This window comes from Paenibacillus sp. CAA11, assembly GCF_003060825.1.
In the GTDB taxonomy this organism is placed as follows: Bacteria; Bacillota; Bacilli; order Paenibacillales; family Paenibacillaceae; genus Fontibacillus.
The window spans coordinates 1,790,598-1,811,060 of record NZ_CP028922.1 but is presented as its reverse complement, the minus strand read 5'-3'; the positions used below and the strand labels follow the sequence as shown (position 1 = coordinate 1,811,060).

Annotated in this window: 24 protein-coding genes; 6 read left to right on the top strand and 18 right to left on the bottom strand. The window is 47.9% G+C overall.

Features of this window, described 5'->3' with window-relative positions; translation table 11 throughout:
• Positions 1-127: 127 nt before the first annotated feature.
• The 10 genes from rnc to DCC85_RS08495 form a co-directional block, all read right to left on the bottom strand.
• Positions 128-823, bottom strand: coding sequence for a ribonuclease III (gene rnc, locus DCC85_RS08540; protein WP_108465196.1), 696 nt, complete (start codon positions 821-823; stop codon positions 128-130).
• Positions 824-835: 12 nt separating this feature from the next.
• A complete protein-coding gene (fabF, locus tag DCC85_RS08535) occupies positions 836-2,074 on the bottom strand; it encodes a beta-ketoacyl-ACP synthase II (protein WP_108465195.1) in 1,239 nt (412 codons plus the stop codon).
• Between the two features lie 129 nt (positions 2,075-2,203).
• Positions 2,204-2,437 (bottom strand): acyl carrier protein, encoded by a 234-nt coding sequence (acpP, locus tag DCC85_RS08530; RefSeq protein WP_019638123.1) that lies wholly within the window; start codon positions 2,435-2,437, stop codon positions 2,204-2,206.
• Between the two features lie 83 nt (positions 2,438-2,520).
• Positions 2,521-3,270, bottom strand: a complete 750-nt coding sequence (gene fabG, locus DCC85_RS08525) for a 3-oxoacyl-[acyl-carrier-protein] reductase (RefSeq protein WP_108465194.1) — start codon at positions 3,268-3,270, stop codon at positions 2,521-2,523.
• Positions 3,271-3,467: 197 nt separating this feature from the next.
• Complete coding sequence (gene fabD / locus DCC85_RS08520; protein ID WP_108465193.1) at positions 3,468-4,406, bottom strand: ACP S-malonyltransferase; 939 nt, start codon at positions 4,404-4,406, stop codon at positions 3,468-3,470.
• A gap of 81 nt (positions 4,407-4,487) precedes the next feature.
• Positions 4,488-5,474, bottom strand: a complete 987-nt coding sequence (locus tag DCC85_RS08515; protein WP_108465192.1) for a beta-ketoacyl-ACP synthase III — start codon at positions 5,472-5,474, stop codon at positions 4,488-4,490.
• Positions 5,475-6,473, bottom strand: a complete 999-nt coding sequence (gene plsX / locus DCC85_RS08510; RefSeq protein ID WP_108465191.1) for a phosphate acyltransferase PlsX — start codon at positions 6,471-6,473, stop codon at positions 5,475-5,477.
• Entirely contained in the window at positions 6,470-7,054 is a 585-nt protein-coding gene (gene fapR / locus DCC85_RS08505; protein ID WP_108465190.1) for a transcription factor FapR, read from the bottom strand. Before fapR ends, plsX begins: the two co-directional genes overlap by 4 nt.
• 203 nt (positions 7,055-7,257) lie before the next feature.
• Positions 7,258-7,431 (bottom strand): 50S ribosomal protein L32, encoded by a 174-nt coding sequence (rpmF, locus tag DCC85_RS08500; protein WP_083180129.1) that lies wholly within the window; start codon positions 7,429-7,431, stop codon positions 7,258-7,260.
• A gap of 54 nt (positions 7,432-7,485) precedes the next feature.
• On the bottom strand, positions 7,486-7,998 hold the full coding sequence (locus DCC85_RS08495) for a YceD family protein (RefSeq protein WP_234414390.1): 513 nt from the start codon (positions 7,996-7,998) through the stop codon (positions 7,486-7,488).
• Positions 7,999-8,216: 218 nt separating this feature from the next.
• On the opposite strand from DCC85_RS08495, the gene DCC85_RS08490 reads away from it, so the two are divergent.
• Complete coding sequence (locus DCC85_RS08490) at positions 8,217-9,458, top strand: nucleotidyltransferase (protein ID WP_108465188.1); 1,242 nt, start codon at positions 8,217-8,219, stop codon at positions 9,456-9,458.
• Positions 9,459-9,461: 3 nt separating this feature from the next.
• On the opposite strand, the gene DCC85_RS08485 is transcribed toward DCC85_RS08490, so the two are convergent.
• Entirely contained in the window at positions 9,462-10,487 is a 1,026-nt protein-coding gene (locus tag DCC85_RS08485; protein ID WP_108465187.1) for a SepM family pheromone-processing serine protease, read from the bottom strand.
• Between the two features lie 162 nt (positions 10,488-10,649).
• On the opposite strand from DCC85_RS08485, the gene DCC85_RS08480 reads away from it, so the two are divergent.
• On the top strand, positions 10,650-11,885 hold the full coding sequence (locus DCC85_RS08480) for a nucleoside recognition domain-containing protein (RefSeq protein ID WP_108465186.1): 1,236 nt from the start codon (positions 10,650-10,652) through the stop codon (positions 11,883-11,885).
• Here the strand turns inward: DCC85_RS08480 and coaD are convergent.
• Both coaD and rsmD read right to left on the bottom strand, forming a co-directional pair.
• Positions 11,882-12,400 (bottom strand): pantetheine-phosphate adenylyltransferase, encoded by a 519-nt coding sequence (gene coaD / locus DCC85_RS08475; protein WP_108465185.1) that lies wholly within the window; start codon positions 12,398-12,400, stop codon positions 11,882-11,884. The two genes, DCC85_RS08480 and coaD, sit on opposite strands and share 4 nt — an antisense overlap.
• The gene (gene rsmD / locus DCC85_RS08470; protein ID WP_108467778.1) at positions 12,393-12,995 is read right to left on the bottom strand and encodes a 16S rRNA (guanine(966)-N(2))-methyltransferase RsmD; all 603 of its coding nucleotides are present in this window, start codon (positions 12,993-12,995) and stop codon (positions 12,393-12,395) included. The genes coaD and rsmD overlap by 8 nt, the downstream gene beginning before the upstream one ends.
• A gap of 581 nt (positions 12,996-13,576) precedes the next feature.
• On the opposite strand from rsmD, the gene DCC85_RS08465 reads away from it, so the two are divergent.
• Entirely contained in the window at positions 13,577-14,605 is a 1,029-nt protein-coding gene (locus tag DCC85_RS08465; RefSeq protein WP_108465184.1) for a fibronectin type III domain-containing protein, read from the top strand.
• 132 nt (positions 14,606-14,737) lie between these two features.
• Here DCC85_RS08465 and DCC85_RS08460 read toward each other — a convergent pair whose 3' ends face one another.
• The 5 genes from DCC85_RS08460 to DCC85_RS08440 all read right to left on the bottom strand — a co-directional run bounded on the left by DCC85_RS08460 (position 14,738) and on the right by DCC85_RS08440 (position 18,536).
• A complete protein-coding gene (locus DCC85_RS08460; RefSeq protein ID WP_108465183.1) occupies positions 14,738-15,247 on the bottom strand; it encodes a hypothetical protein in 510 nt (169 codons plus the stop codon).
• Positions 15,248-15,418: 171 nt separating this feature from the next.
• Positions 15,419-15,928 carry a hypothetical protein gene (locus DCC85_RS08455; RefSeq protein WP_108465182.1) on the bottom strand — a complete coding sequence of 170 codons (510 nt, stop codon included), beginning with the start codon at positions 15,926-15,928 and terminating at the stop codon, positions 15,419-15,421.
• Between the two features lie 193 nt (positions 15,929-16,121).
• Positions 16,122-16,904, bottom strand: a complete 783-nt coding sequence (locus DCC85_RS08450) for a hypothetical protein (protein WP_234414389.1) — start codon at positions 16,902-16,904, stop codon at positions 16,122-16,124.
• Positions 16,905-17,116: 212 nt separating this feature from the next.
• Entirely contained in the window at positions 17,117-17,866 is a 750-nt protein-coding gene (gene gpmA, locus DCC85_RS08445) for a 2,3-diphosphoglycerate-dependent phosphoglycerate mutase (RefSeq protein ID WP_108465180.1), read from the bottom strand.
• A gap of 79 nt (positions 17,867-17,945) precedes the next feature.
• Complete coding sequence (locus DCC85_RS08440; protein WP_199909989.1) at positions 17,946-18,536, bottom strand: HD domain-containing protein; 591 nt, start codon at positions 18,534-18,536, stop codon at positions 17,946-17,948.
• Positions 18,537-18,647: 111 nt separating this feature from the next.
• Between DCC85_RS08440 and DCC85_RS23355 the strand changes: the two genes are divergently transcribed.
• From DCC85_RS23355 to DCC85_RS08425, 3 genes are all read left to right on the top strand, one after another.
• Positions 18,648-19,133: an AMP-dependent synthetase and ligase gene (locus DCC85_RS23355; RefSeq protein ID WP_234414388.1), complete on the top strand. Its 486-nt coding sequence runs from the start codon at positions 18,648-18,650 to the stop codon at positions 19,131-19,133.
• A 154-nt stretch (positions 19,134-19,287) separates the two neighbouring features.
• A complete protein-coding gene (locus DCC85_RS08430) occupies positions 19,288-19,743 on the top strand; it encodes a hypothetical protein (protein WP_108465178.1) in 456 nt (151 codons plus the stop codon).
• A 40-nt stretch (positions 19,744-19,783) separates the two neighbouring features.
• Positions 19,784-20,458, top strand: coding sequence for a tetratricopeptide repeat protein (locus DCC85_RS08425; RefSeq protein WP_108465177.1), 675 nt, complete (start codon positions 19,784-19,786; stop codon positions 20,456-20,458).
• The last annotated feature ends 5 nt before the right edge of the window (positions 20,459-20,463 follow it).

The following is a 20,463-nucleotide window of genomic DNA, read 5'->3' as shown; positions in this document are numbered from 1 at the left end:
AACACAGCCGCAGCCTTGTTGTAGAGCGTGTTCAAAAGCTGGAAGCCGCTGCTCTCGAAGCCTTTATTTACCCCTGTTCACAGCAAAAAAAGAACACCGCCTCTTGGGCGGTGTCCCTGGACAAAACTTATTCTGCTGCCCGAAGCTCCTCAAGTGCTACTGCAGCAGCCTGCTGCTCTGCTTCCTTCTTAGAGCGCCCGGCGCCCCTGCCTAGCCTGCGGCCTTCCATATATACTTCGGACACGAACTCACGTTCATGCGCCGGTCCACGTTCTTCCACAATTCGATATTCCAGCACCCCTAAATTGTGATGCTGCGTCAGCTCCTGCAGTTCAGTCTTATAATCCGTGATCTGCATTTTGCCGTTCAAGACGAGCTGTGGGAATATATTACGATTTAAGAATTCAATCACCTGATCAAGGCCCTGGTCCAGATAGAGAGCACCAATAAAAGATTCAAACACATCCGCCAGCAACGCTGGACGGGTCCGTCCTCCAGTCAGTTCTTCCCCTTTACCCAGAAGCACATATTGCCCAAAATCAAGACCTTCGGCAAATTTTACCAGCGAAGGCTCACAGACGATAGAAGCCCGAAGCTTGGTCAGCTCACCTTCTGGCCGATCGGGAAATAGGCGATACAAATATTCCGAAACCGTAAGCTCCAGCACCGCATCTCCTAGGAACTCCAGACGCTCGTTATCAGAGTGCTGACTGAAGCGATGCTCATTCACATAAGAAGCGTGGGTGAAAGCTTGCTTTAACAACTGCCGGTCATGAAATTGAATTTGAAGTTTGTGCTGTAACTGCTTCAGATCTCCACTCAACAGACTGACCCCTTACGCATCAAATTTCTTCAAAATAATGGTGGCATTGTGTCCGCCGAACCCGAAGGAATTCGACATAGTTACTTTAAGATCTGCCTTTCTGGCAACATTAGGTACATAATCCAGGTCACATTCAGGATCCTGGTTCTCCAGATTAATGGTTGGCGGAATGTATCCATGCGTTAAGGCAAGTCCGCAAACAACTGCTTCAACGCCGCCAGCGGCTCCAAGCAGGTGGCCCGTCATGGACTTGGTCGAGCTCACTGCTACCTTATACGCATGATCTCCGAGCGCCTTCTTCACTGCCAGTGTCTCCGAACGATCCCCCACAGGAGTCGACGTTCCGTGAGCATTGATATAATCAATCTCTTCCGGCTGAATCCCGGCATCGCGGATAGCCATCTTCATGCAGCGAGCCGCTCCATCTGGATCGGGCTCTGTGATATGGTAGGCGTCCGCGCTCAGACCATAGCCGATAACTTCGGCATAAATATGCGCTCCGCGCTGCTCGGCATGCTCTAAGGACTCCAGAATCAGAATCCCTGCGCCTTCTCCCATTACAAATCCATCGCGGCCCGTATCGAATGGACGGCTCGCCTTCTCAGGCTCATCATTGCGTGTAGACATTGCACGCATAGAACAGAAGCCGGCCATACCTGTCGGTCTGATCGTAGCTTCCGCACCGCCGCAAATCATCACATCGGCGTCACCGCGCTGAATCAGCCGGAAAGAGTCACCGATGGAGTGACTGCCTGTGGCACAGGCCGTAACCTGTGTCGTATTTGGTCCTTTAGCTCCGAACATGATCGACATTTGGCCGGATGCCATGTTGGCGATCATCATCGGAATAAAGAACGGGCTGACCCGTTTAGGGCCTTTTTCCAACAAAATATTATGCTGATCTTCCCAAGTACCCAGACCACCGATCCCTGAACCGATAGAAACACCGATTCGCTCAGCATCCGTATTCTTTCCGATCTCCACACCGCTGTCCTGCATTGCTTTTGAGCCTGCAGCAACCGCAAGTTGTACGAAACGGTCCATTTTACGGGCTTCTTTGCGATCCATATAATCCTCTGGATTGAAATCCTTTATGGAAGCAGCAATCTTTGTAGGATATTCACTTACATCAAAAGCATCAATTAGGCTGACACCGGACTTACCCTTCATCAGGCTGTCCCAGAACGTATCCAGTTCCTGTCCGAGCGCAGTCATTACGCCCATGCCTGTCACGACCACTCTATGTTTCAAACACGCTCACCTCGTATAGACTGCATGTGCAAATATTTTTCGATAAATAGAACTCCATGCTCTGTAAAAATTAGGATAAAAATGAGGAGAAGTCCCGCCTGCAAAAGGAGGTACGGGACTTTGAATGACTTAGGTATGTGATTGTATGTAATTCACAACTTCACCTACGGTCGTAATCTTCTCTGCATCTTCATCTGAAATTTCCAGATCGAATTCGTCTTCCAATTCCATGACCAATTCAACAACGTCGAGGGAATCAGCCCCTAGGTCGTCTTTGAATGAAGCCTCCAGTGTGACTTCAGCTTCATCAGCGCCCAAGCGGTCTACTACGATGCGTTTTACACGCTCCAATACATCGGACATCCGGTTCACCTCCTCCATGGTATTATACGAGAATTGAAGTTAAAATGCCATAGTCCAGCATAAGTGTCCCCAGACAAGCGGAATTACATGTACATCCCGCCGTCTACATGCAGGGTTTGACCCGTCATGTAGCTGGCATCTTCAGAGGCCAGGAACAGCACGACCTTGGCAACTTCCTCCGGCTGACCTAGACGTGATAGCGGAATATCCTCCAACATCTTAGCACGCAAATCCTCCGGAAGCTCATTTGTCATATCCGTCTCAATAAAGCCCGGAGCGACACAGTTCACGGTGATCTGCCGGGAAGCAAGTTCCCGGGCCGAAGATTTTGTCAGTCCGATTACACCCGCCTTGGCTGCCACATAATTGGCCTGTCCAGCATTGCCAAGAACGCCAACCACGGAAGAAATATTGATAATCCGGCCAGAACGCTGTTTCATCATCGGACGAGTTACAGCTTTAATGCCATTGAAGACACCCTTCAGGTTCGTCTCAATAACCTGGTCGAAATCCTCTTCCTTCATTCGCATAATTAAATTGTCTCTTGTAATCCCTGCATTATTCACCAGGACGTCAATACTGCCCCAAGCCTCTACAACTCCAGCTACCATGGCATCAAATTGCTTCAAGTCGCCAACATGCGCCTTGATGGCAAACGCCTTAGCACCTAGAGCTTCGATCTCGGCAACTACCTTGGCTGCAGCCTCCTCGTTACCCGCATAATTCACGGCCACATTGGCACCTGCCTCGGCCAAAGCCAGCGCAATGCTGCGCCCAATGCCCCGTGAAGCGCCAGTAACAAGAGCAGATTTTCCAGAAAGAGGTTTGCTCATAAGTTCTCCTCCCTTCATGAAATAATACGAATTACAGCCCACCTAAGCGAATGCCTAGGGTAAGCGGCTCCTTCAGACGACGAGATCATGGATTAGATGATACTTCATCGCCAAGGTGCTGCTGCAGCCGGAAATCCGAATAAATGGCATTTACACGGGCCCATGCTTACGCGAAAAATCTATAGTTAAACCAAGCCCTAAGCCTTGAGCTCTTCTACTACCTGCTGCAAGCTCTCCAAGCCGTTTACATTCAAGGTACGAACGCTCTTGTCGATCTTCTTCACCAGCCCTGTGAGAACAGCTCCAGGCCCGATTTCCACGAAAGTATCTACCCCGAGCGAGATCAAGCTTCTAACACTATCGTCCCAGAGAACAGGGGAATAGACCTGCAGAGTGAGCAGCTGAGAAATTTCTTCAGCGCTCTGGGTTTCACGAGCTGTAACATTCGCAATTACGGGAATATCCGCATTACGGAACTGTACTTGTCCCAGCTTCTCTTGGAGTTTCTCTGCAGCTCCCTTCATCAGTGAGGAGTGGAAAGGTCCGCTCACTTCAAGCAGAATCGCACGCTTGGCACCAATTTCCTTAATGCGCTGTGCCGCCGTATCCACGCCTTCCTTGCTGCCAGAAATGACAATTTGTCCGGGACAGTTGATATTAGCCAGCTCGACGAGCTGACCGGAAGCCGTAATTTCAGCACAAAGCGCTGCCAGTGCCTTACGGTCGCCTCCGAGCACGGCCGCCATAGCGCCTTGCCCGCCTGGGACAGCCTGTTCCATAAACTCACCACGTGCCCGCACAACCGAGACAGCCTCTTCAAAGCTCAGTACGCCTGCGGCTGTTAATGCCGAATATTCTCCCAAGCTGTGTCCTGCTACATAATCAGGCTGCACGCCTTGGGCTGCCAGTGCCTGATACAAAGCATAACTTGTGGTTAATAGAGCCGGCTGCGTGTTGGCGGTCTGCTTGAGATCACCTTCCGGGCCTTCGAAGATTAAATCTGTTAATGCAAATCCAAGGACCCGGTTTGCGCCTTCGAAAGTCTCTCTTGCTGAAGGGACCGCTTCATAAACATCCTTGCCCATCCCCACAGCTTGAGACCCTTGTCCCGGAAATATAAATGCAATCTTACCCATATGAATTGCTTCACTCCCAATCCTTTGTCCTGTCAAGCTGCTCTATAAGAGATAAAGATAGCCGTTTTGTTCACACAAGGGTTACCATACCAACGTAGAAGCTCCCCAGGTCAAGCCGCCGCCGAAACCAACCAGCAGCACCTTATCGCCTTCCTGAATCCGGCCTTCTTCAGCCGCTTCAACCAAAGCCAAAGGAATTGAAGCTGCAGAGGTATTGGCGTACTTATCTACATTAATTACGCACTTCTCTTCCGGCAGATTCAAACGCTGCATAGCAGATTGAATAATCCGAATGTTCGCCTGATGCGGAACAAACAAATCGATATCCTCTTTGGCCAGCCCAGCCTTGCGCAGAACCTCATCTGTTGCAGCGCCCATGACCCGAACTGCGAACTTGAACACTTCCCGGCCATTCATATAAATATAATGCTTGCCTTCCTTCACCGTATCTTCAGATGAAGGAAGTCTGGAACCGCCAGCTTCCAGCTTAAGCAGATTTCCCCCTGCGCCTTCAGCACCTAAATCAAAGGATTTAAAGCCGCGGCCTTCCGGCACGGGACCAAGAACTACTGCTCCTGCCCCATCACCGAACAGCACACAGGTGTTGCGGTCATTATAATCAGTAATACGAGACAAGGTGTCTGCCCCGATAACCAATGCATTGTTATACATCCCACTGCCAATAAAGTTATTGGCGGTAGCGAGACTATACACGAATCCCGAGCAGGCTGCAGACAGATCAAAAGCCGCAGCCTTCTTCGCTCCCAGCTTATCTTGAAGAATACAAGCTGTAGAAGGGAAGAAAGTGTCCGGTGTAACGGTAGCTACAATGATCAGCTCCAGATCCTCAGGAGCAAGACCCGCAGAATCCAGCGCCTTCAAGGCCGCTTGATACGCGAGATCCGATGTAGCCTCTTCAGGAGCAGCAATATGTCTCTCCCGAATCCCTGTCCGCGAAACAATCCACTCGTCACTCGTCTCTACTATTTTCTCCAAATCTGCATTCGTCAACACTTTTTCAGGAACGTATTTTCCTGTACCGATGATGCCCACTGGCCGTAAGTTCATTTATTCCGTCACTCTCTTCCCGCTGATTTCCTGTGATATGCTCTCAATCAAACGACTTTGCAGCGCCACCCTTGCCTGGCGGACAGCGTTCTTAATGGCTCCGGCATCAGATGAACCATGGCCCTTGACAACAAGCCCGCTCAGCCCAAGGAGAGGTGCCCCTCCATGCTCCTTATAATCCAGCTTGCTCTTGAGCCCCCGCAAAGAAGGCATCAATACCGCTGCCGCCATCTTATTCATGAAGGTCTTCGTAAATTCCTGCTTCAGAATTGAAAAAAGGGTTCCCGCCGTCCCTTCAAGGGATTTAAGTAGAATATTCCCTGCAAATCCGTCACAGACGAGTACGTCGCATGCTCCAGACAGCACATCCCTAGCCTCGACATTGCCAACAAAATGAACAGGAAGCTGTTCAAGCAGTGGATAAGCCGCTTTGGTCAGCTCGTTCCCCTTCTTAGCTTCAGTGCCCACATTCAATAGGCCGACACGAGGCTGCTTAAGACCATGTACTTTGGTGCGGTAAATACTCCCCATCATAGCATACTGTGCAAGATGTTCAGGTGCAGCATCCATATTGGCTCCCAAATCAAGCGCCAGCACGCCGCGGTCATCGATTGTCGGGATCATCGGAGCAAGTCCCGGCCGCTCAATACCCTCCATCCGGCCAACGACCAGGAGCCCGGTTGTCATCAAAGCTCCGGTATTTCCTGCCGAGATCATGGCATCCGCAGTCCCCTCTTTGACCATTCGGCCAGCAACAACCATGGAAGAATCTTTCTTTCGGCGCACGGCCTTTACAGGTTCATCCTCGGCCTCAATAACCTCAGATGCATGCTCAATCTTCAAATTCACAGGCTTCTCATTCATCAGGGGTTCAAGGACAGCCCGGTCACCTACGAGAAGCACCTCAATATCCGGCCACTCCTTCGCAGCCGAGATGGCCCCCTGTACATTACAGAGCGGCGCATGATCTCCACCCATGGCATCTATGGCGATTCTCACGCTTTGTGTCCCCCTTCATTTTGTTCGTGGCCATCCGATCGATAAATGACAAAGTTCCCTTGAAACACCATTTCTTCGCCCACGTAAGTGAACACTTCCACTTTCGCTTTGACTTTGCTGGCCTGCCCGGATCTGACATAAGCCTTGGCAATGCATTTCTCTCCCAAATGCACCGAGCGAACAAACCGGATATCTGCAGAGCTGGTAAGGGCAATCTCATCATTGATGACTGCCACCGCAAGGGAATTGGCTTGAGCAAATACATGGTGTCCGCGCGCAATGCCCGTTCGTGAGAACACATGCTCTTCGCGAATTTCAAAGATAGAGATGCCGCTTCGGTCAAGCTGCAAATCAATAATATCCCCGATCACTTCATGCAGCGGAAGCGAGCGAACCTGATCGTAGGAGCGTTCAGCCATAAGCTTAATCCGTTCCCTAAGTTCCGGAATTCCCAGCTCCATCCGATCAAGACGAATGGTCTGTATGCTAACCTTCAGCTGACGGGTCAGCTCCTGATCCGTCATAAAGGGATTCTCTTCTATCATCTTAGCGAGCTGCTGCTGTCTCGCACGTTTAGGCAAACGTTCGATAATCTAACGCCTCCTCTTCCGGAGAACTGACCCTAAAGGCCACATATTTATAGACAATATATTCCGATCCAGTTTAGAACCTGGTACTAACAATTAGTATAAAGCATCCTACACAAAAAAGAAAGGTAGCCATTGGGCAAAAAAAATAGCACCTCACCAGAGATGAAGTACTACTTTAAGAAAAAATATGGTGCTTACGCTTTGATGATTTCTCTTGATTTGTATGTTCCGCAAACTTTACATACGTGGTGAGCAAGCTTCAATTCTCCGCATTGTTCACATTTTACCATGCCCGGCACAGCCAATTTGAAATGCGTGCGGCGTTTGTCGCGGCGCGTCTTGGACGTTCTCCGTTGAGGTACTGCCATGGTTCCCACCTCCTTATTAAGGTCAACCTTATTCGACGTTTGTCTAATGGTTTATTATTTGTTGAAAAAATCCTTGAGTCCCGCCAGCCGCGGATCAATCCGATCTTCCTTCGAGCTGCCGTCATCTACACTCCAGTCCTTACCGCTCAGCGGAAATTGTCCGCCGCAGTTGTCTTCACAGACCATCGTATACGGCACATTCAGCAGCAGGCTTTCTTCCAGGAATGGAATCAAATCGACGTGATCTTCAGGAACATAGTTGACGTTGTCGTCAATCTCATCCTCATTCGCCGGTTCTTGTCCATGCACGAAGCGCTCCTTAAAGTCAATCGTAATCCCTCGGGTCAAGGGCTTCAAGCATCGTGAGCAAAGCATATTCAGATCCGCAGACAGCTCTCCGTGCACCTCCACCATATCCTCTCCAGCCGGATAGGCTTTGAGATCAACATGCATAGGAGAAATACCGACAATGTCCTTACGGCCTTTGACGATATGATCCACGTTCAGCTCGCCTTGAAACTGCACAGCTCCTTCAGCGGATGCCATTTTTCGGAATTGGAATTGCATCTTCATCACTCCAAGCAAACAAAAGTAATTATACCGATCAAAGAAGAGTTTTGTCAAGAATTCTCTTTATCTGATTTGTCCTATTGTACTACAAAGATGGGCGCTTTAGACGTCCTTCCGCCCAAAGGCGGAAAATGGTATATTACAGAGGTTCTTCTAGCCATAAACGATATTTAGAAGGAAATCATCACCTGCTGTAAAAGAGGAGGCAATTTTACTTGAATATTGTCGGAATTGTCGTCGAATATAATCCATTCCATTATGGACATGCTCATCACTTAGCAGAAGCCAAGCGAATTACAAAAGCCGAAAGCGTGGTTGCCGTGATGAGCGGCAATTTTCTTCAGCGCGGTGAGCCTGCCATTGTCGATAAATGGGCCCGGGCCGAAATGGCCCTGCGTCTGGGCGTTGATCTGGTGCTGGAGCTTCCAATCGCCTACTCATCCCAGTCGGCCGAGTGGTTCGCCCGCGGCGCAGCAGCTATCCTGCACGGCACCGGGGTCGTGTCCCACCTTTGCTTTGGCAGCGAGGCAGGACACACCCAGGAGCTGGCAGAGCTAGCCGAGCTGCTCGCCCACGAGCCCGGCGATCTGAAAGCGTTGATCGCCGAAGAGCTAAGCGGCGGGGCTGCCTACCCCGCCGCCTATGCCGCTGCTGCGGCCAGATTGGCCGCAGCCCGCCTGGCGCGCCCGGCAGAGCACGTGCGCGACCTGATGCTTGCGCCCAACAATTCGCTTGGGCTGCATTATATGATCGCGCTGCAGCGGCTTGGCAGCGCGATCAAGCCCGTGACGATACCCCGCGAAGGGGCGGGGTATCTGGACCCGCTGCCGGGCGCAGGGCCTATCGCCAGCGCGACAGCGATCCGCCGGCTTCTGCTGGGGCCGGGCGGCCTGAGCGAAGCGCGCCGCTATATGCCCGAAGCGGCTGCAGACATTCTGTCCCGCGAGTTCGCCGCAGGCAGAGGGCCAGTGACTTGGGAGCATTTTCGCACCCCGCTGTTTCACGAGCTTTTAACGCGATCACCTAAGCGGCTGGCGCATCTGCATGAAATGACCGAGGGACTGGAATACCGTCTGTACCGGGTACTCCCTGAACTCCCCGAGCCTACCGTTGAAGCTCTGCTTGACGCGCTGAAGACCAAACGCTATACGCGTACCAAGCTGCAGCGACTGCTGGTGCATCTTCTGCTTCAGCATGAGCACAAGGAGCTTGATCCCGCCTCTTTATCGAAGGGGCCGAGATATCTTCGAGTGCTCGGTTTTACAGACAGAGGCCAGCAGCTTCTAAAGCAAATGAAGAGCTTAGCGTCCTTGCCTGTAATTACCAGGCCGCAGAGTTTCTCTGACCCCATGCTGGAGCTGGACCTGCGATCCGCCGCCGTCTACAATAACGCCATGCAAGACCACAGCACAGCTCAGCTCTTCAGAGAATTTCGCCAAGCCCCCATTAGATGTTAACGGTTAAGAAGCAGACTTAAGCTGTTTCAGATAAGACAAGGCGTCATCTACAGTCTTCACCGGAACAAGCTTCATAGAAGTACCGATTTGGTCGGCCTTGTTCTTAGCATCCTCATAGTTCTCCTCGGGCACAAAGAAAATCTCTGCCTTTTTTCTGTCGGCAGCAACGATTTTGAACTGAACCCCGCCGATAGCACCTACCGTTCCATCCGGCGCAATTGTGCCTGTCCCTGCGATGCGGTGGCCTTGGCTTAGATCGCCTGATGTAAGCTGGTTGTATATCTCCAGGGTAAACATAAGGCCTGCAGAAGGGCCGCCAATATCCGTGGATGCAAATTCAACCTGTTTCCCCGGATCTTGGCTAACCACCTTACGAACCTCGCCAATGGTCAGCCCAAGTCCAGCCCTCGTCTTACCGGTTGAGGCATCTGTTAGCGTAATCAACTCGGCATTCTCTGTCACCTTTTTCCCGCCTCTGTCCAAGACGATCTTGATCTTATCGCCCGGCTTCTTCCCGCTAAGGAGGGCAGTTAAGGCGTCACGATCCTTCAAGACCTGGCCGTCAATGCTGATAATCTTATCTTTCGTCTGAAAGTTCCCTTTGGGGGCCGGATTTGTAGACAAACCTACAACAAAAATATATTGGGGCTCTACGGTATATGGTTCCTTGGCCTTTCTGTAGGCAGCTTCCATCGCATTGGATTGGGAACTGGTCATATAGAGCAACTGCTGAGTATCATATTCAGCTTCGTTCCGCTTCGGCTTGGAACTTATCACCGCATTTCGGTCCAGCTTAGCAAATACCCAGCCTGCGACATTTAAATAACTCCGCGAGACGGTCGTCAGCATGAACGTGCCCTTCTCCTGCTGATCCCCTTCCTTCATTAGTATCATCGGTTTAATCTCATCTGCTGAACCTGGCCGATCCGCCATATAAGGGATGGGCATAAAGACCACTACATACAGAATCAAGATAAAACCAAGCAAGAAAAGCGCCGCCTTCCACCACTTTCCTGTACTCTTGTTCATAGCTCCCACCTTCCTCCTGCTTAACTCTCTCCCATTTGGCAGAGCTTGGTCTGTTTCGATTTACAACCGCATAGACATGGTCTAGAAGAACTCAGGGTTGTACATTTTGAATTTTATTTTAATTTAGACAAAATCAAGATATTAATCATAGAGGTGAAGCTCATGAACCGCGACTTGGCCACGGCTGGCCGGATGCGCACCAGCGCTCTGCTGGCTCTTGGAGCAGCAGCCATAGTGGCCTGCATTGTTTACGCTCCACAGCAAGCCTTTGAGGCATCACTTGAGGGCTTAAAGATCTGGTGGCATATCGTCTTCCCGGCACTTCTCCCTTTTCTTGTACTTACAGAGATGCTGATTGCATTAGGGATTATACATGGCATTGGCACTTTGCTGACCCCTCTTATGCGCAGCCTCTTTCGTCTGCCAGGGTCGGCAGGCTTTGTTCTGCCGCTTGGCGCTGTTGTCGGCTTCCCATCTGGAGCTGCGGCTGCTGCCAAGCTGCATCAGAGAGGACAGCTGCCCTCTTCAGAAGCCGCCCGCCTGGCTGCCCTCTCCCATTTCTGCAATCCCATGCTGATCATTATTGTGATTAGCGCCGGATTTCTGCATCAGCCTGCTGTAGGAAGCCTGCTGCTCATCGTACATCTGCTTGCAGGACTTGGTGCAGGATTCATTTACTCCCGTATGGGACGGGGAGCCCGGAACAAAGCTGCAGAAGCCGAAGTGCCTGAACAGCCTCACGCAGTAGCTGCCAATCGAAGTCAAGTGTCCCTCTTCAAGCAGGCTTACCGCAGTATGGAGCAGGCCCGCAGGCTTGATGGGCGCAGCTTTGGCAAGCTGCTCGGGGATGCCGTAAGCGAAGCCGTACAAACTCTTATGACGGTCGGCGGATTTATGCTCATTTTTGCAGTAGTCATTCAGATTCTGTCCAGGGCTTTTCCTTCCGGCTTTCCGGCCTATATCTTGCCGGGCTTATTGGAAGTGCATCTAGGCACTTATGCTATTGTACAACAAGGTATAACATCGCCAGCACTGCAAGCAGCACTGCTCAGCGCGGTTTTAGGCTGGGGAGGCCTGTGCAGCTATTTTCAGGTACGGGCCGTCCTCAAACCAGCTGGTCTGCAGATCCGGGGATTCCTATTCACCCGCCTGCTGCATGGAGCTATTGCCTATGTACTTACTTTGCTTATTTGGAAGCAGTTCAACTCATGGTTTCCCCAATTAACAGCAGTGTCTACAGATTCAGGGGCAGAAGGCTCGTTAAGCCCAGTATTTCTCTTCCCCAATGGGTCTCAGTCCATGGAGTTGCTGGTCTGGCAATCCGGATTACTCGCTGTGGTCATTGCCGGATTAGTACTTTTCTCACTCATCTGGAAGCATAGACGCTCCGAGCACTAATTTGAATTCTGCTGAGTCTGATCCATTTTGCTTCTCAATGCCTCTTCAACCTCTGGAGCCACCAGATCACCTACATCACCGCGGAAATACGCAATCTCCTTCACTACACTAGAACTGAGGTAAGAATATTTCGGGTTCGTCATCATAAAAATAGTCTCAACATCACTATTCAGCTTGTGATTGGTCGAAGCGATCTGCAATTCATATTCAAAATCGGTCACAGATCTGACTCCTCTTACAATAACGTGAGCCTGTTTAAGGCTCATATAATTAACCAGTAAATCACGGAAGCTATCGACTTCTACGTTTGGCAAATCACGTGTAACTGTACGAAGCAGCACCTTACGCTCTTCTACGCTAAACAAAGGGTTCTTGCTTGTATTGTTCAGCACGGCCACAATCAGTCGATCAAACTGCCTGGCAGCGCGTTGAATAATATCCATATGTCCCTTCGTTACAGGGTCAAAGGTCCCCGGATAGACCGCTATCCTCAAATTGGACTTCGCTTCATTCATGATGTTCTTCCTCCTTCAAATGATCCGCTGCGGGCTCTTGCTGCTTCAAATAGCGGTAAATGGATACGGCAGTTTCTCCATACTCTGCTTTGCGAATCTCTTCAAATCCCCCGATTTGCTCAGAATATTGATAGGAAGATTCGTATTCAAGAACAACTGTCGCTTCAGGGGCCACAATCCCCAGCTCTTCCATCTTCAACATCAGCTTGTCGCCATGCTTCATCCGATATGGCGGATCCAGGAAGATCAAATCAAATAAAAGCTCCTTCTTCCCCAAAGCCTTGAGTGCTCGTTCTGCATCGTTCTTATAGACCTCTGCCTGGTCTGCAAGTCCTGTTGCTGTCAAATTCGCCCGGATCACCTCAATGCTCTTGTACTCCAAGTCTACGAATACAGAGCGGTCCATCCCGCGGCTGAGCGCTTCTATACCAAGCCCGCCGGTCCCGGCGAACAGATCTAGGACTATTCCTCCATCAAAATAAGGGCCAATCATACTGAAGATGGCCTCTTTCACTTTGTCTGTTGTTGGCCGTGTTCCCGATCCGGGCACTGCCTTGAGTGTCCGTCCACGGGCACTCCCTGATATTACACGCAAGTCTGTTCTCTCCTTATCTCCGTCACATGCCGTGTCGTATTTTTCATGACGATATCGTACCACAACTGCCTGCGCTTGAAAAATATATCCTGCTTCGCCTTCCTTTTTTCTCAGAAATGCATGTATAAACCGGTAAGATGCGGACATAATGAAGATATCGACATCACCAAATGTCGTAGACAACCGCGGAGAAGACTTACGTTTCCCCATAAGCTCTTCGTCCGGTTTCTCCTCTCCCATGATGGGCATCCCGCAAGGGATGCCCGGACACAAGCCCTTGTACCATGGTTTTCACAAGGGCTTGTGTCCTTTTTTTGTATGTTGAGGACGGATTGGGATAAAAAAAAGCGACTTATTAAGTCTAAGCCACTTTCGAAAATTATTAAGAATCATTCCAATACTCTAATCACCATTGATGCTTATCTTCTATATATATATATATATATATTTCCAGTTAGCTAACATCCAACTCTAAGAAATAATGACATTTATTTACATATTTATAAATAAAATGTTTGGACAAGGAATTTTAAATAGCAGTATTCTATAATACGTAACAATACATAAAGGAGTTGTATAGAATGAAAAAGAAATTTAGCTTGATTTTAAGTTTCGCTCTACTCTTTGCTTTTCTATTACCTTTGTCATCAGTTAGTGCTTATGAGGGTGGTGTATTAAACGGCAAAGAACTATCCTATGGTAAGGGTTATGTGACCGAAGACACAACATCATTAGTCACCGATAATGAAGATTCAACAATGTTTAAACTTGATCCAGGAAAACAAATATGGTTTGAATTCAAGATTCCTGTTCAGTTAATTGCATATCAATTAAAGGTAGCCTCAGGAGATGCTACTAAACTAGGAATGGGTTATAGTAGATACTCCGGCGCTCATTACACCTATTTTTCTACCCCTTTAGTTGCAGACGGTAATAAAACTTATGGAAATAGCTATAACGACGTTCACTTTTTCAAGCTAGTTAACTCAGGAACTTCACCAGTTTATATTTCAGAGTTCGATGTGTTCATTAATAGTGAATATTATGAATTAACTCCTCCAACCAATTTAGTAGCTACTCCTGGAAATTCATTAGCAAAATTAAAATGGGATCAAAGTGAGCACTCAACGCTATATAATCTCTATCGTTCCGAAACAAAAGGTGGCCCCTACAAATTAGTAACCAGTACTTCAGCAACGTACTACTCAGACTCAACTGTAACAAATGACATAACTTATTACTATGTAGTAACATCAATTGATAAAAATGGTGAATCAAGTTATTCTAATGAAGCTTTAGTTACTCCATCAATAAATACAAACACGCCAGAACCTGAACCTAATCCACAGCCTTCAGGCGATCGCGCAATCCTTACCATTACGATGACCAATGGTTCTGAAAAGGAATTTGATCTTTCCATGAGTGAAGTTAACAGCTTCATTAATTGGTACGACGCAAAGGAAGCGGGTACTGGTCCAGCTAAGTACGGTATCGATAAGCACAGCAATAACAAAGGTCCATTCAGCAAAAGAGTAGAATATGTGATCTTTAAAAACATTCTTAGCTTCGAGGTGGACGAGTACAATACTGTAACTACGCCAACTAAATAATTTATAAAAGTAACAACAATAAGACCACCCAGGTTTAATGAAGTGACCCCTTGAATAGACATTGTAACCCCCTGGGTTAACCGATGGATTCTAAGGGATGCACTTCACCTACTCCTGAGTGGTTTTTATTGTCTAATTCGCTTCATGACTATTAACTTTAAACACATAAGTTTCCTTCATCGGCACTATAAACTTCTCGTAGGTCATTCGGAAATAAATGGAGGCACCGTCCGGAACGTACAGACCTTTCATGGTGACGCCCTCTCGCCAATGCGGCTTAGCCACTTCATCATGAATCATAAGCGGAGACTCGTGATCTGCATCATACTCAATTTGAGCCGCCATTCTCACACTATTCTTCTCTCCTAGAGCAGCCAATGAAGCTTCCACGAATTGAGGCTTTCCGGTATTATTGGTCCACTTAAACCAATCCTCTTCATCCGCAAATAACATATAAACTATATGTTTGTTACGCGGAGCAGTAGGCATCGCAGTTTCCTTTGTATTTTGAATTTTAATCGCCTGAGTTTCCATAGATTGTTCATCCACAGATTTCAGGTCGCTGCCGTCCGCAAACACAGGCTGCAAAGAGACTAATGAAGATACGGCTAGCATAGTAATCATGAGTTTTTTAGCAATCATTTCGATTTCCACCTTTCATAGTTGATTTGACTAGCAGCTCACTAGTAATAACATTTCAAACTGCAAAATTGTTACAATGGAGCTCTATTAATGAATCAAATGTAGAATTTACTATTACTTCAAAATATAAATCATAACCACTAAGTACTTACCCCTGAGTGGTTTCTATGTTTAATTCGCATCGTGAATATCAATTCTAAACGCGTAAGACTCTTTGACCGGCACAACAAACTTCTCGTAGGTCATTCGGAAATAAATGGAGGCACCGTCCGGAACATACAGACCTTTCATAGTGACGCTTCCTTGCCAATGCGGCTTAGCCACTTCATCATGAATCATAAGTGGAGATTCGTGATCTGCATCATACTCAATTTGAGCCGCCATTCTCACACTATTTTTCTCTCCTAGAGCAGCCATTGTAGCTTCCACGAATTGAGGCTTTCCGGTATTATTGGTCCACTTAAACCAGTCCTCCTCATCGGCAAAAAACATAAAAACCCTATGTTTACTACGTGGAATAATAGGTGTCGCAGTTTCCTTTGTGTTTTGAATTTTAATCGCCTGAGTTTCCATAGATTGTTCATTCACAGATTTCAGATCGCTGCCGTCCGCAAATACAGGCTGCAAAGAGGCTAATGAAGATACGGCCAGCATAGTAATCATGAGTTTTTTAGCAATCATCTCGATTTCCACCTTTCATAGTTGATTTGATAGCAGCTCACTAGTTATAACGTTACAAACTGTAAAATTGTGACAAAGAAGTCCTATCAATGAATCAAATGTAGAATTTAACGTTACTTTCAAATATAAAAAATCCCACCAACAATACGTTGACGGGATTTCTATTATTATATTGGTTACTTTAAGACTTCGTTTATTTATATTTGCTAAAGTCAAGCTCATAAACTACATGATCCTCTTCGCCGCTATAGGATAGGATTAGCTTGGCAGGCTGTTTGAAATCCAATCCTTTAAGTCCTAAGAACAAGGCATCCAGCATCTTGGAGTTCCCTTCAGGAGGCCCCATAATACTGTAGTAATAAGTCGTTGAAAAAGGATCCTCCGCTAATTGCTTATCTCCACTATTTTCATACTTATAGGGCTCATAGACTCTGTCGCCCTGCTGCAATTTCACCTTGTAATCATAAGCGAGAGGCATCGTCTCGTCTCCCTGAACGATGATAGATACACTGATTCCAGAAACTCGGGGAATGGCCTGGGCTTTTTCTAAATTCAATGTACGTGATTGCTGGGCTGTTAAATAAGAAGCCTCGACCACTTTTAAATAGGATGTTCTTAGAATAACTTTGGCAGGCTTCTCTTTGGGGTTAGCCAGGTTGTTCTGCGCTACTGGCAGCGCGTAAGCATCATATAAAGCACCCATCTCATCAGCATCGCTCTGCTCACCCTGATGGATCGCAGCCTCGTATTTCTCAGGTGTCATTTTGTATAATGGGTTATTCTTCTTCAAATTAAGGACCGCAGCCAAATCAGAATCCGGGTCCAGACCGTCGGACTCCGTTGAAGTATTTGCTGAGCTAGTTGAGTCGGACTCCTTCTCCATACTAGCATTTGCTTCTGAATCAGGTGCAGCCGACTTGCCACAGCCAATCAATAAGGTAGACAGACATAGGAATAACAATACTAATTTACGCATAACCTCTCCAAACTCTATTAAATATTTTTCCTAATAATAGGATCATTATCGATAATAAGGTAATCCCCCAAACTAAAGGTTACAAAATCGTAAACTAATTCTCAGCTTTGGGATGATCTCATCTCATATAGATATTAGCGAACGGCATCGTTCGATAGTTCTTGTAAACTTCATGAACAACGCGCCTTCCTGCTGGCAGAAAGGCGCTTTGTTCATTCCATGATTGTTCCGGGGTTGGCAACCTTTTCGATCTTCCGCTCTGTACGGCGTTCGCTTCCCAGATAGTATTTCTCCAAGGGCTTCAAATCATCATCAAGCGTATAGACAAGAGGGGTTCCGGTAGGGATATTCAAATCCAGTATTTCCTGGTTCCCGATGTTCTCCAAATACTTAACCAATGCTCTCAAGCTGTTGCCATGTGCAGCTATAATAACCTTCTTCCCCGCTTTAATCTGGGGAGCAATCTCTCTTAGCCAATAATCCTCTACACGTACAACGGTCTCCTTCAAGCTTTCTGTAAGGGGGATATGCTCGTCGGGAACATCCCGATACTTGGGATCGTTACGCGGATAACGCTCATCCTCTTTGGTAAGCGATGGCGGCAGGATATCATAGCTTCTGCGCCACAGCATGACTTGCTCATCGCCATATTTCACTGCGGTGGCAGCCTTACTGAGGCCCTGAAGCGCACCATAATGCCGTTCATTGAGCTGCCAGTTTTTTTTGACAGGAATCCAGAGCAGGTCCATCTCCTCTAGAGCAAGAAAGAGTGTTTTGATCGCCCTCTTTAAATATGAGGTATAAGCGATGTCGAAAACGAACTCTTCTCGCTTCATCAACTTACCCGCTTCTTTCGCTTCGGTAATTCCTTTCTCTGAAAGGTCAACATCCGTCCAACCGGTAAACCGGTTCGCCCGGTTATACTCACTCTCCCCATGTCTAAGCAAAACTAAGGTATACATCTCTTCACGTCGCTCCTCTCTCCGTTAATGTTCGGATTCAACTGCTCCGTACATAGAGCCTACCTTATTGATTACCCGATTATCCCCTTAAATATCCCTTTACCACTGCATCATCAATCAACTCAGTTACAAAGCTGTACAAAGGCGGTACCGTATATTGAAGCTCGGCCACCCTTGCCAGCACTTGGTTGCGGGCTACACCGTGCTTCCGCCACGCCTCTCCCTCTGTATAATAATTGTGCAGAAGCGGCTGAATCCGATCCATGGCTCTAGCGTAGCCAGCTTCAGCAGTATCGCCCCCTTCGAATTCCATCCATAAACTCAGCAGCTCATCTGCTTGATCTTTAGGCAGAAGCCCAAATATTCGCTTCGCTGCCCTTTCCTCCCGCTCAAATTTATCCAGATGGCCAGCAGCGTCATACGCAAACGTATCTCCGGCATCTATCTCGACAATATCGTGAATGAGCAGCATACGGAGCACTTTCAAAAGATCCAGACTGCGAACTTCAGCATATTCATTTAGCAGCACGGCCATCATGGCTATATGCCATGAATGCTCAGCATCGTTCTCCCGCCGTGATTTATCCATAAGAATCGTCTGACGTAAAATCCCCTTTAGCCGATCAATTTCCCGAATGAAATTCAGTTGCTGTTCTAATCTTCGCCGCAAAATTAGTTCCTCCCCAAATGTAAATTAAGATTATAATTGCATATAATTCCCTAAAGTAGGTCACGCTATAGTCGATTAAACAACAACTAAAATCAGGGAGGTCTCACCGTAATGAATTTTGTAAATGTATCTCAGCAAATCCGTCAAATCGAGCAAACGATTCGTGAACTAGAGCAGCAAACCCGCCAAGCCACAAATATGTACCAGCAAATGCTGGAGCAAGAACAACAGAACGCGCAGCGTCTGGAGGAGCTTGCCCAACGCGAACGAAGAGCCGCACAAACGATTCAAACGGCGTTACAAGGTCATCATAGAGCCTCCCAGCAATTCCAGCAAATTTCCCAATTGGTGAATCAAATCGAAAGTTCTGTGCAATCCCCAAGTTTCTCTGGAGGCATGCAGACCGGATATAGCCAGCCTTCCTTCGGCACTTACAGCTATGGCCAATCGGGAATGGGACAAGCTGGACAGTTTGGACAAGTTGGACAAGTTGGGCAAAGCAGCTTCGGAAGCCAAGGAGCAGCGCCAAGCTTTGGTTCTAATATCTCCAGCTCGATCCAGAACCTGGCCGAACGCCAAAGCGGCTACCAGCAATAAGATTAAAGGAGATTCGTCCATGTTGCCGCCATCTTTCTATAAAGAAGGCGGCTTTTTATATTGCCAAAACTTACCACACACCTTATATTGAAGGTTGTATTATACATTCTCTCTATATTAGAGACATAACCAGTTTGAAAGGTGTGTAATGTCCATGAAAGAAAAGCATTCTTTCCGCTCCCTCATCTCACTAGCACTTCTCCTCGTATTCAGCACAGCCCTGCTGCTTCCTGGAGGACAAGCCTATGGGAAATCAAGCTCGCAAAGCTCTGCCAAGACCTATACGGTCAAGTTAGTAAGCGCAGAACTTACCAGCAATGATCACGTGGGCAACGAATGGGCTTGGTCAGCTTCTGTAGACGGCAAATCATTAGACGTTGGAGACTCCATCACCCTTAAGAACGCCAAAAATTCAATCATACTGAAAAGCTACGCTGTCGAGCAAGATAAAATCCCTGACGAAGGAAGTGCAGAGAAGTCCATTTCCCTCAAATCCCTATCCAGCAATAAAACTACTGTCAAGCTCACTGTGACCGTCACCGAAAATCGCGGACGTTATTCCGGAAATAAAGCCGTTTGGGTATTCACATACCAAATCAGCAAAAAATAGGTGCTATAATAAAAGGAAACGAAACTATGGGAGGTATACTATGAAGATTTTTTTCCTATTCTCCCTTCTGTATTGGCTTATAGGTAATCCTTTCATAGCGCTAGTCATTATGCTGGCCTTGTTGTATGTGATCGATCGCCGCTTCGTTGGAATCTTCCCAAGCATCGGCAGACCGATCCGCCGAATGCGAAGCATCTCTCGTCTAAGACAGCAGCTGTCGCTCAGTCCACATGATAACTCTGTGCGGCGTGAGCTGGCAAGACTGCTTCTGGAACGCAAGAAGTATACCGAGGCCCACGAACTGCTTAATGAAGCCCTGCCCCACTCGGAGCAATCCGCGGAATTCTGGGTGGATTACGGAGAGGCCGAGCTGGGACTAGGCAACCTGGAAAAAGGCGAGGCCTATATGCTCAAAGCCCTAGAAATCAATGAGCGAGTTCGATACGGCCAGCCCCTTCTGAAGCTTGCTTCCGCGCTTAAGTCAAGCTCCCCGGACAAAGCGATCGGCTATGCAGAACAGTTCAGCTCCTCGCACTCTTCATCAAGTGAGGCGTATTACTTGCTGGGTAGTGTTTATCAATCCTTGGGCAGAAAAAAGGAAGCTAAGCATGCCTTCACAGAGTCCATTACGGTATACCGCTCGGTTCCCAAATATAAGCGCCGCCAGGATCGAAAATGGGCGGCCCGAAGCTTTCTCAAGCGCATGACTTTATAGCTTCG

What these genes read in the sequence shown, in the direction of transcription:
- acpP (WP_019638123.1), bottom strand. Translation starts at nt 2,437, where the DNA reads ATGTCCGATGTATTGGAGCGTGTAAAACGCATCGTAGTAGACCGCTTG.
- DCC85_RS08480 (WP_108465186.1), top strand. Translation starts at nt 10,650, where the DNA reads ATGAACCGCGACTTGGCCACGGCTGGCCGGATGCGCACCAGCGCTCTG.
- rpmF (WP_083180129.1), bottom strand. Translation starts at nt 7,431, where the DNA reads ATGGCAGTACCTCAACGGAGAACGTCCAAGACGCGCCGCGACAAACGC.
- DCC85_RS08450 (WP_234414389.1), bottom strand. Translation starts at nt 16,904, where the DNA reads ATGCGTAAATTAGTATTGTTATTCCTATGTCTGTCTACCTTATTGATT.
- DCC85_RS08465 (WP_108465184.1), top strand. Translation starts at nt 13,577, where the DNA reads ATGAAAAAGAAATTTAGCTTGATTTTAAGTTTCGCTCTACTCTTTGCT.
- DCC85_RS08515 (WP_108465192.1), bottom strand. Translation starts at nt 5,474, where the DNA reads ATGAACTTACGGCCAGTGGGCATCATCGGTACAGGAAAATACGTTCCT.
- DCC85_RS08425 (WP_108465177.1), top strand. Translation starts at nt 19,784, where the DNA reads ATGAAGATTTTTTTCCTATTCTCCCTTCTGTATTGGCTTATAGGTAAT.
- DCC85_RS08495 (WP_234414390.1), bottom strand. Translation starts at nt 7,998, where the DNA reads ATGCAATTCCAATTCCGAAAAATGGCATCCGCTGAAGGAGCTGTGCAG.
- DCC85_RS23355 (WP_234414388.1), top strand. Translation starts at nt 18,648, where the DNA reads ATGAATTTTGTAAATGTATCTCAGCAAATCCGTCAAATCGAGCAAACG.
- coaD (WP_108465185.1), bottom strand. Translation starts at nt 12,400, where the DNA reads ATGAATGAAGCGAAGTCCAATTTGAGGATAGCGGTCTATCCGGGGACC.
- DCC85_RS08485 (WP_108465187.1), bottom strand. Translation starts at nt 10,487, where the DNA reads ATGAACAAGAGTACAGGAAAGTGGTGGAAGGCGGCGCTTTTCTTGCTT.
- gpmA (WP_108465180.1), bottom strand. Translation starts at nt 17,866, where the DNA reads ATGTATACCTTAGTTTTGCTTAGACATGGGGAGAGTGAGTATAACCGG.
- DCC85_RS08430 (WP_108465178.1), top strand. Translation starts at nt 19,288, where the DNA reads ATGAAAGAAAAGCATTCTTTCCGCTCCCTCATCTCACTAGCACTTCTC.
- fabD (WP_108465193.1), bottom strand. Translation starts at nt 4,406, where the DNA reads ATGGGTAAGATTGCATTTATATTTCCGGGACAAGGGTCTCAAGCTGTG.
- DCC85_RS08455 (WP_108465182.1), bottom strand. Translation starts at nt 15,928, where the DNA reads ATGATTGCTAAAAAACTCATGATTACTATGCTGGCCGTATCTTCATTA.
- fabG (WP_108465194.1), bottom strand. Translation starts at nt 3,270, where the DNA reads ATGAGCAAACCTCTTTCTGGAAAATCTGCTCTTGTTACTGGCGCTTCA.
- DCC85_RS08460 (WP_108465183.1), bottom strand. Translation starts at nt 15,247, where the DNA reads ATGATTGCTAAAAAACTCATGATTACTATGCTAGCCGTATCTTCATTA.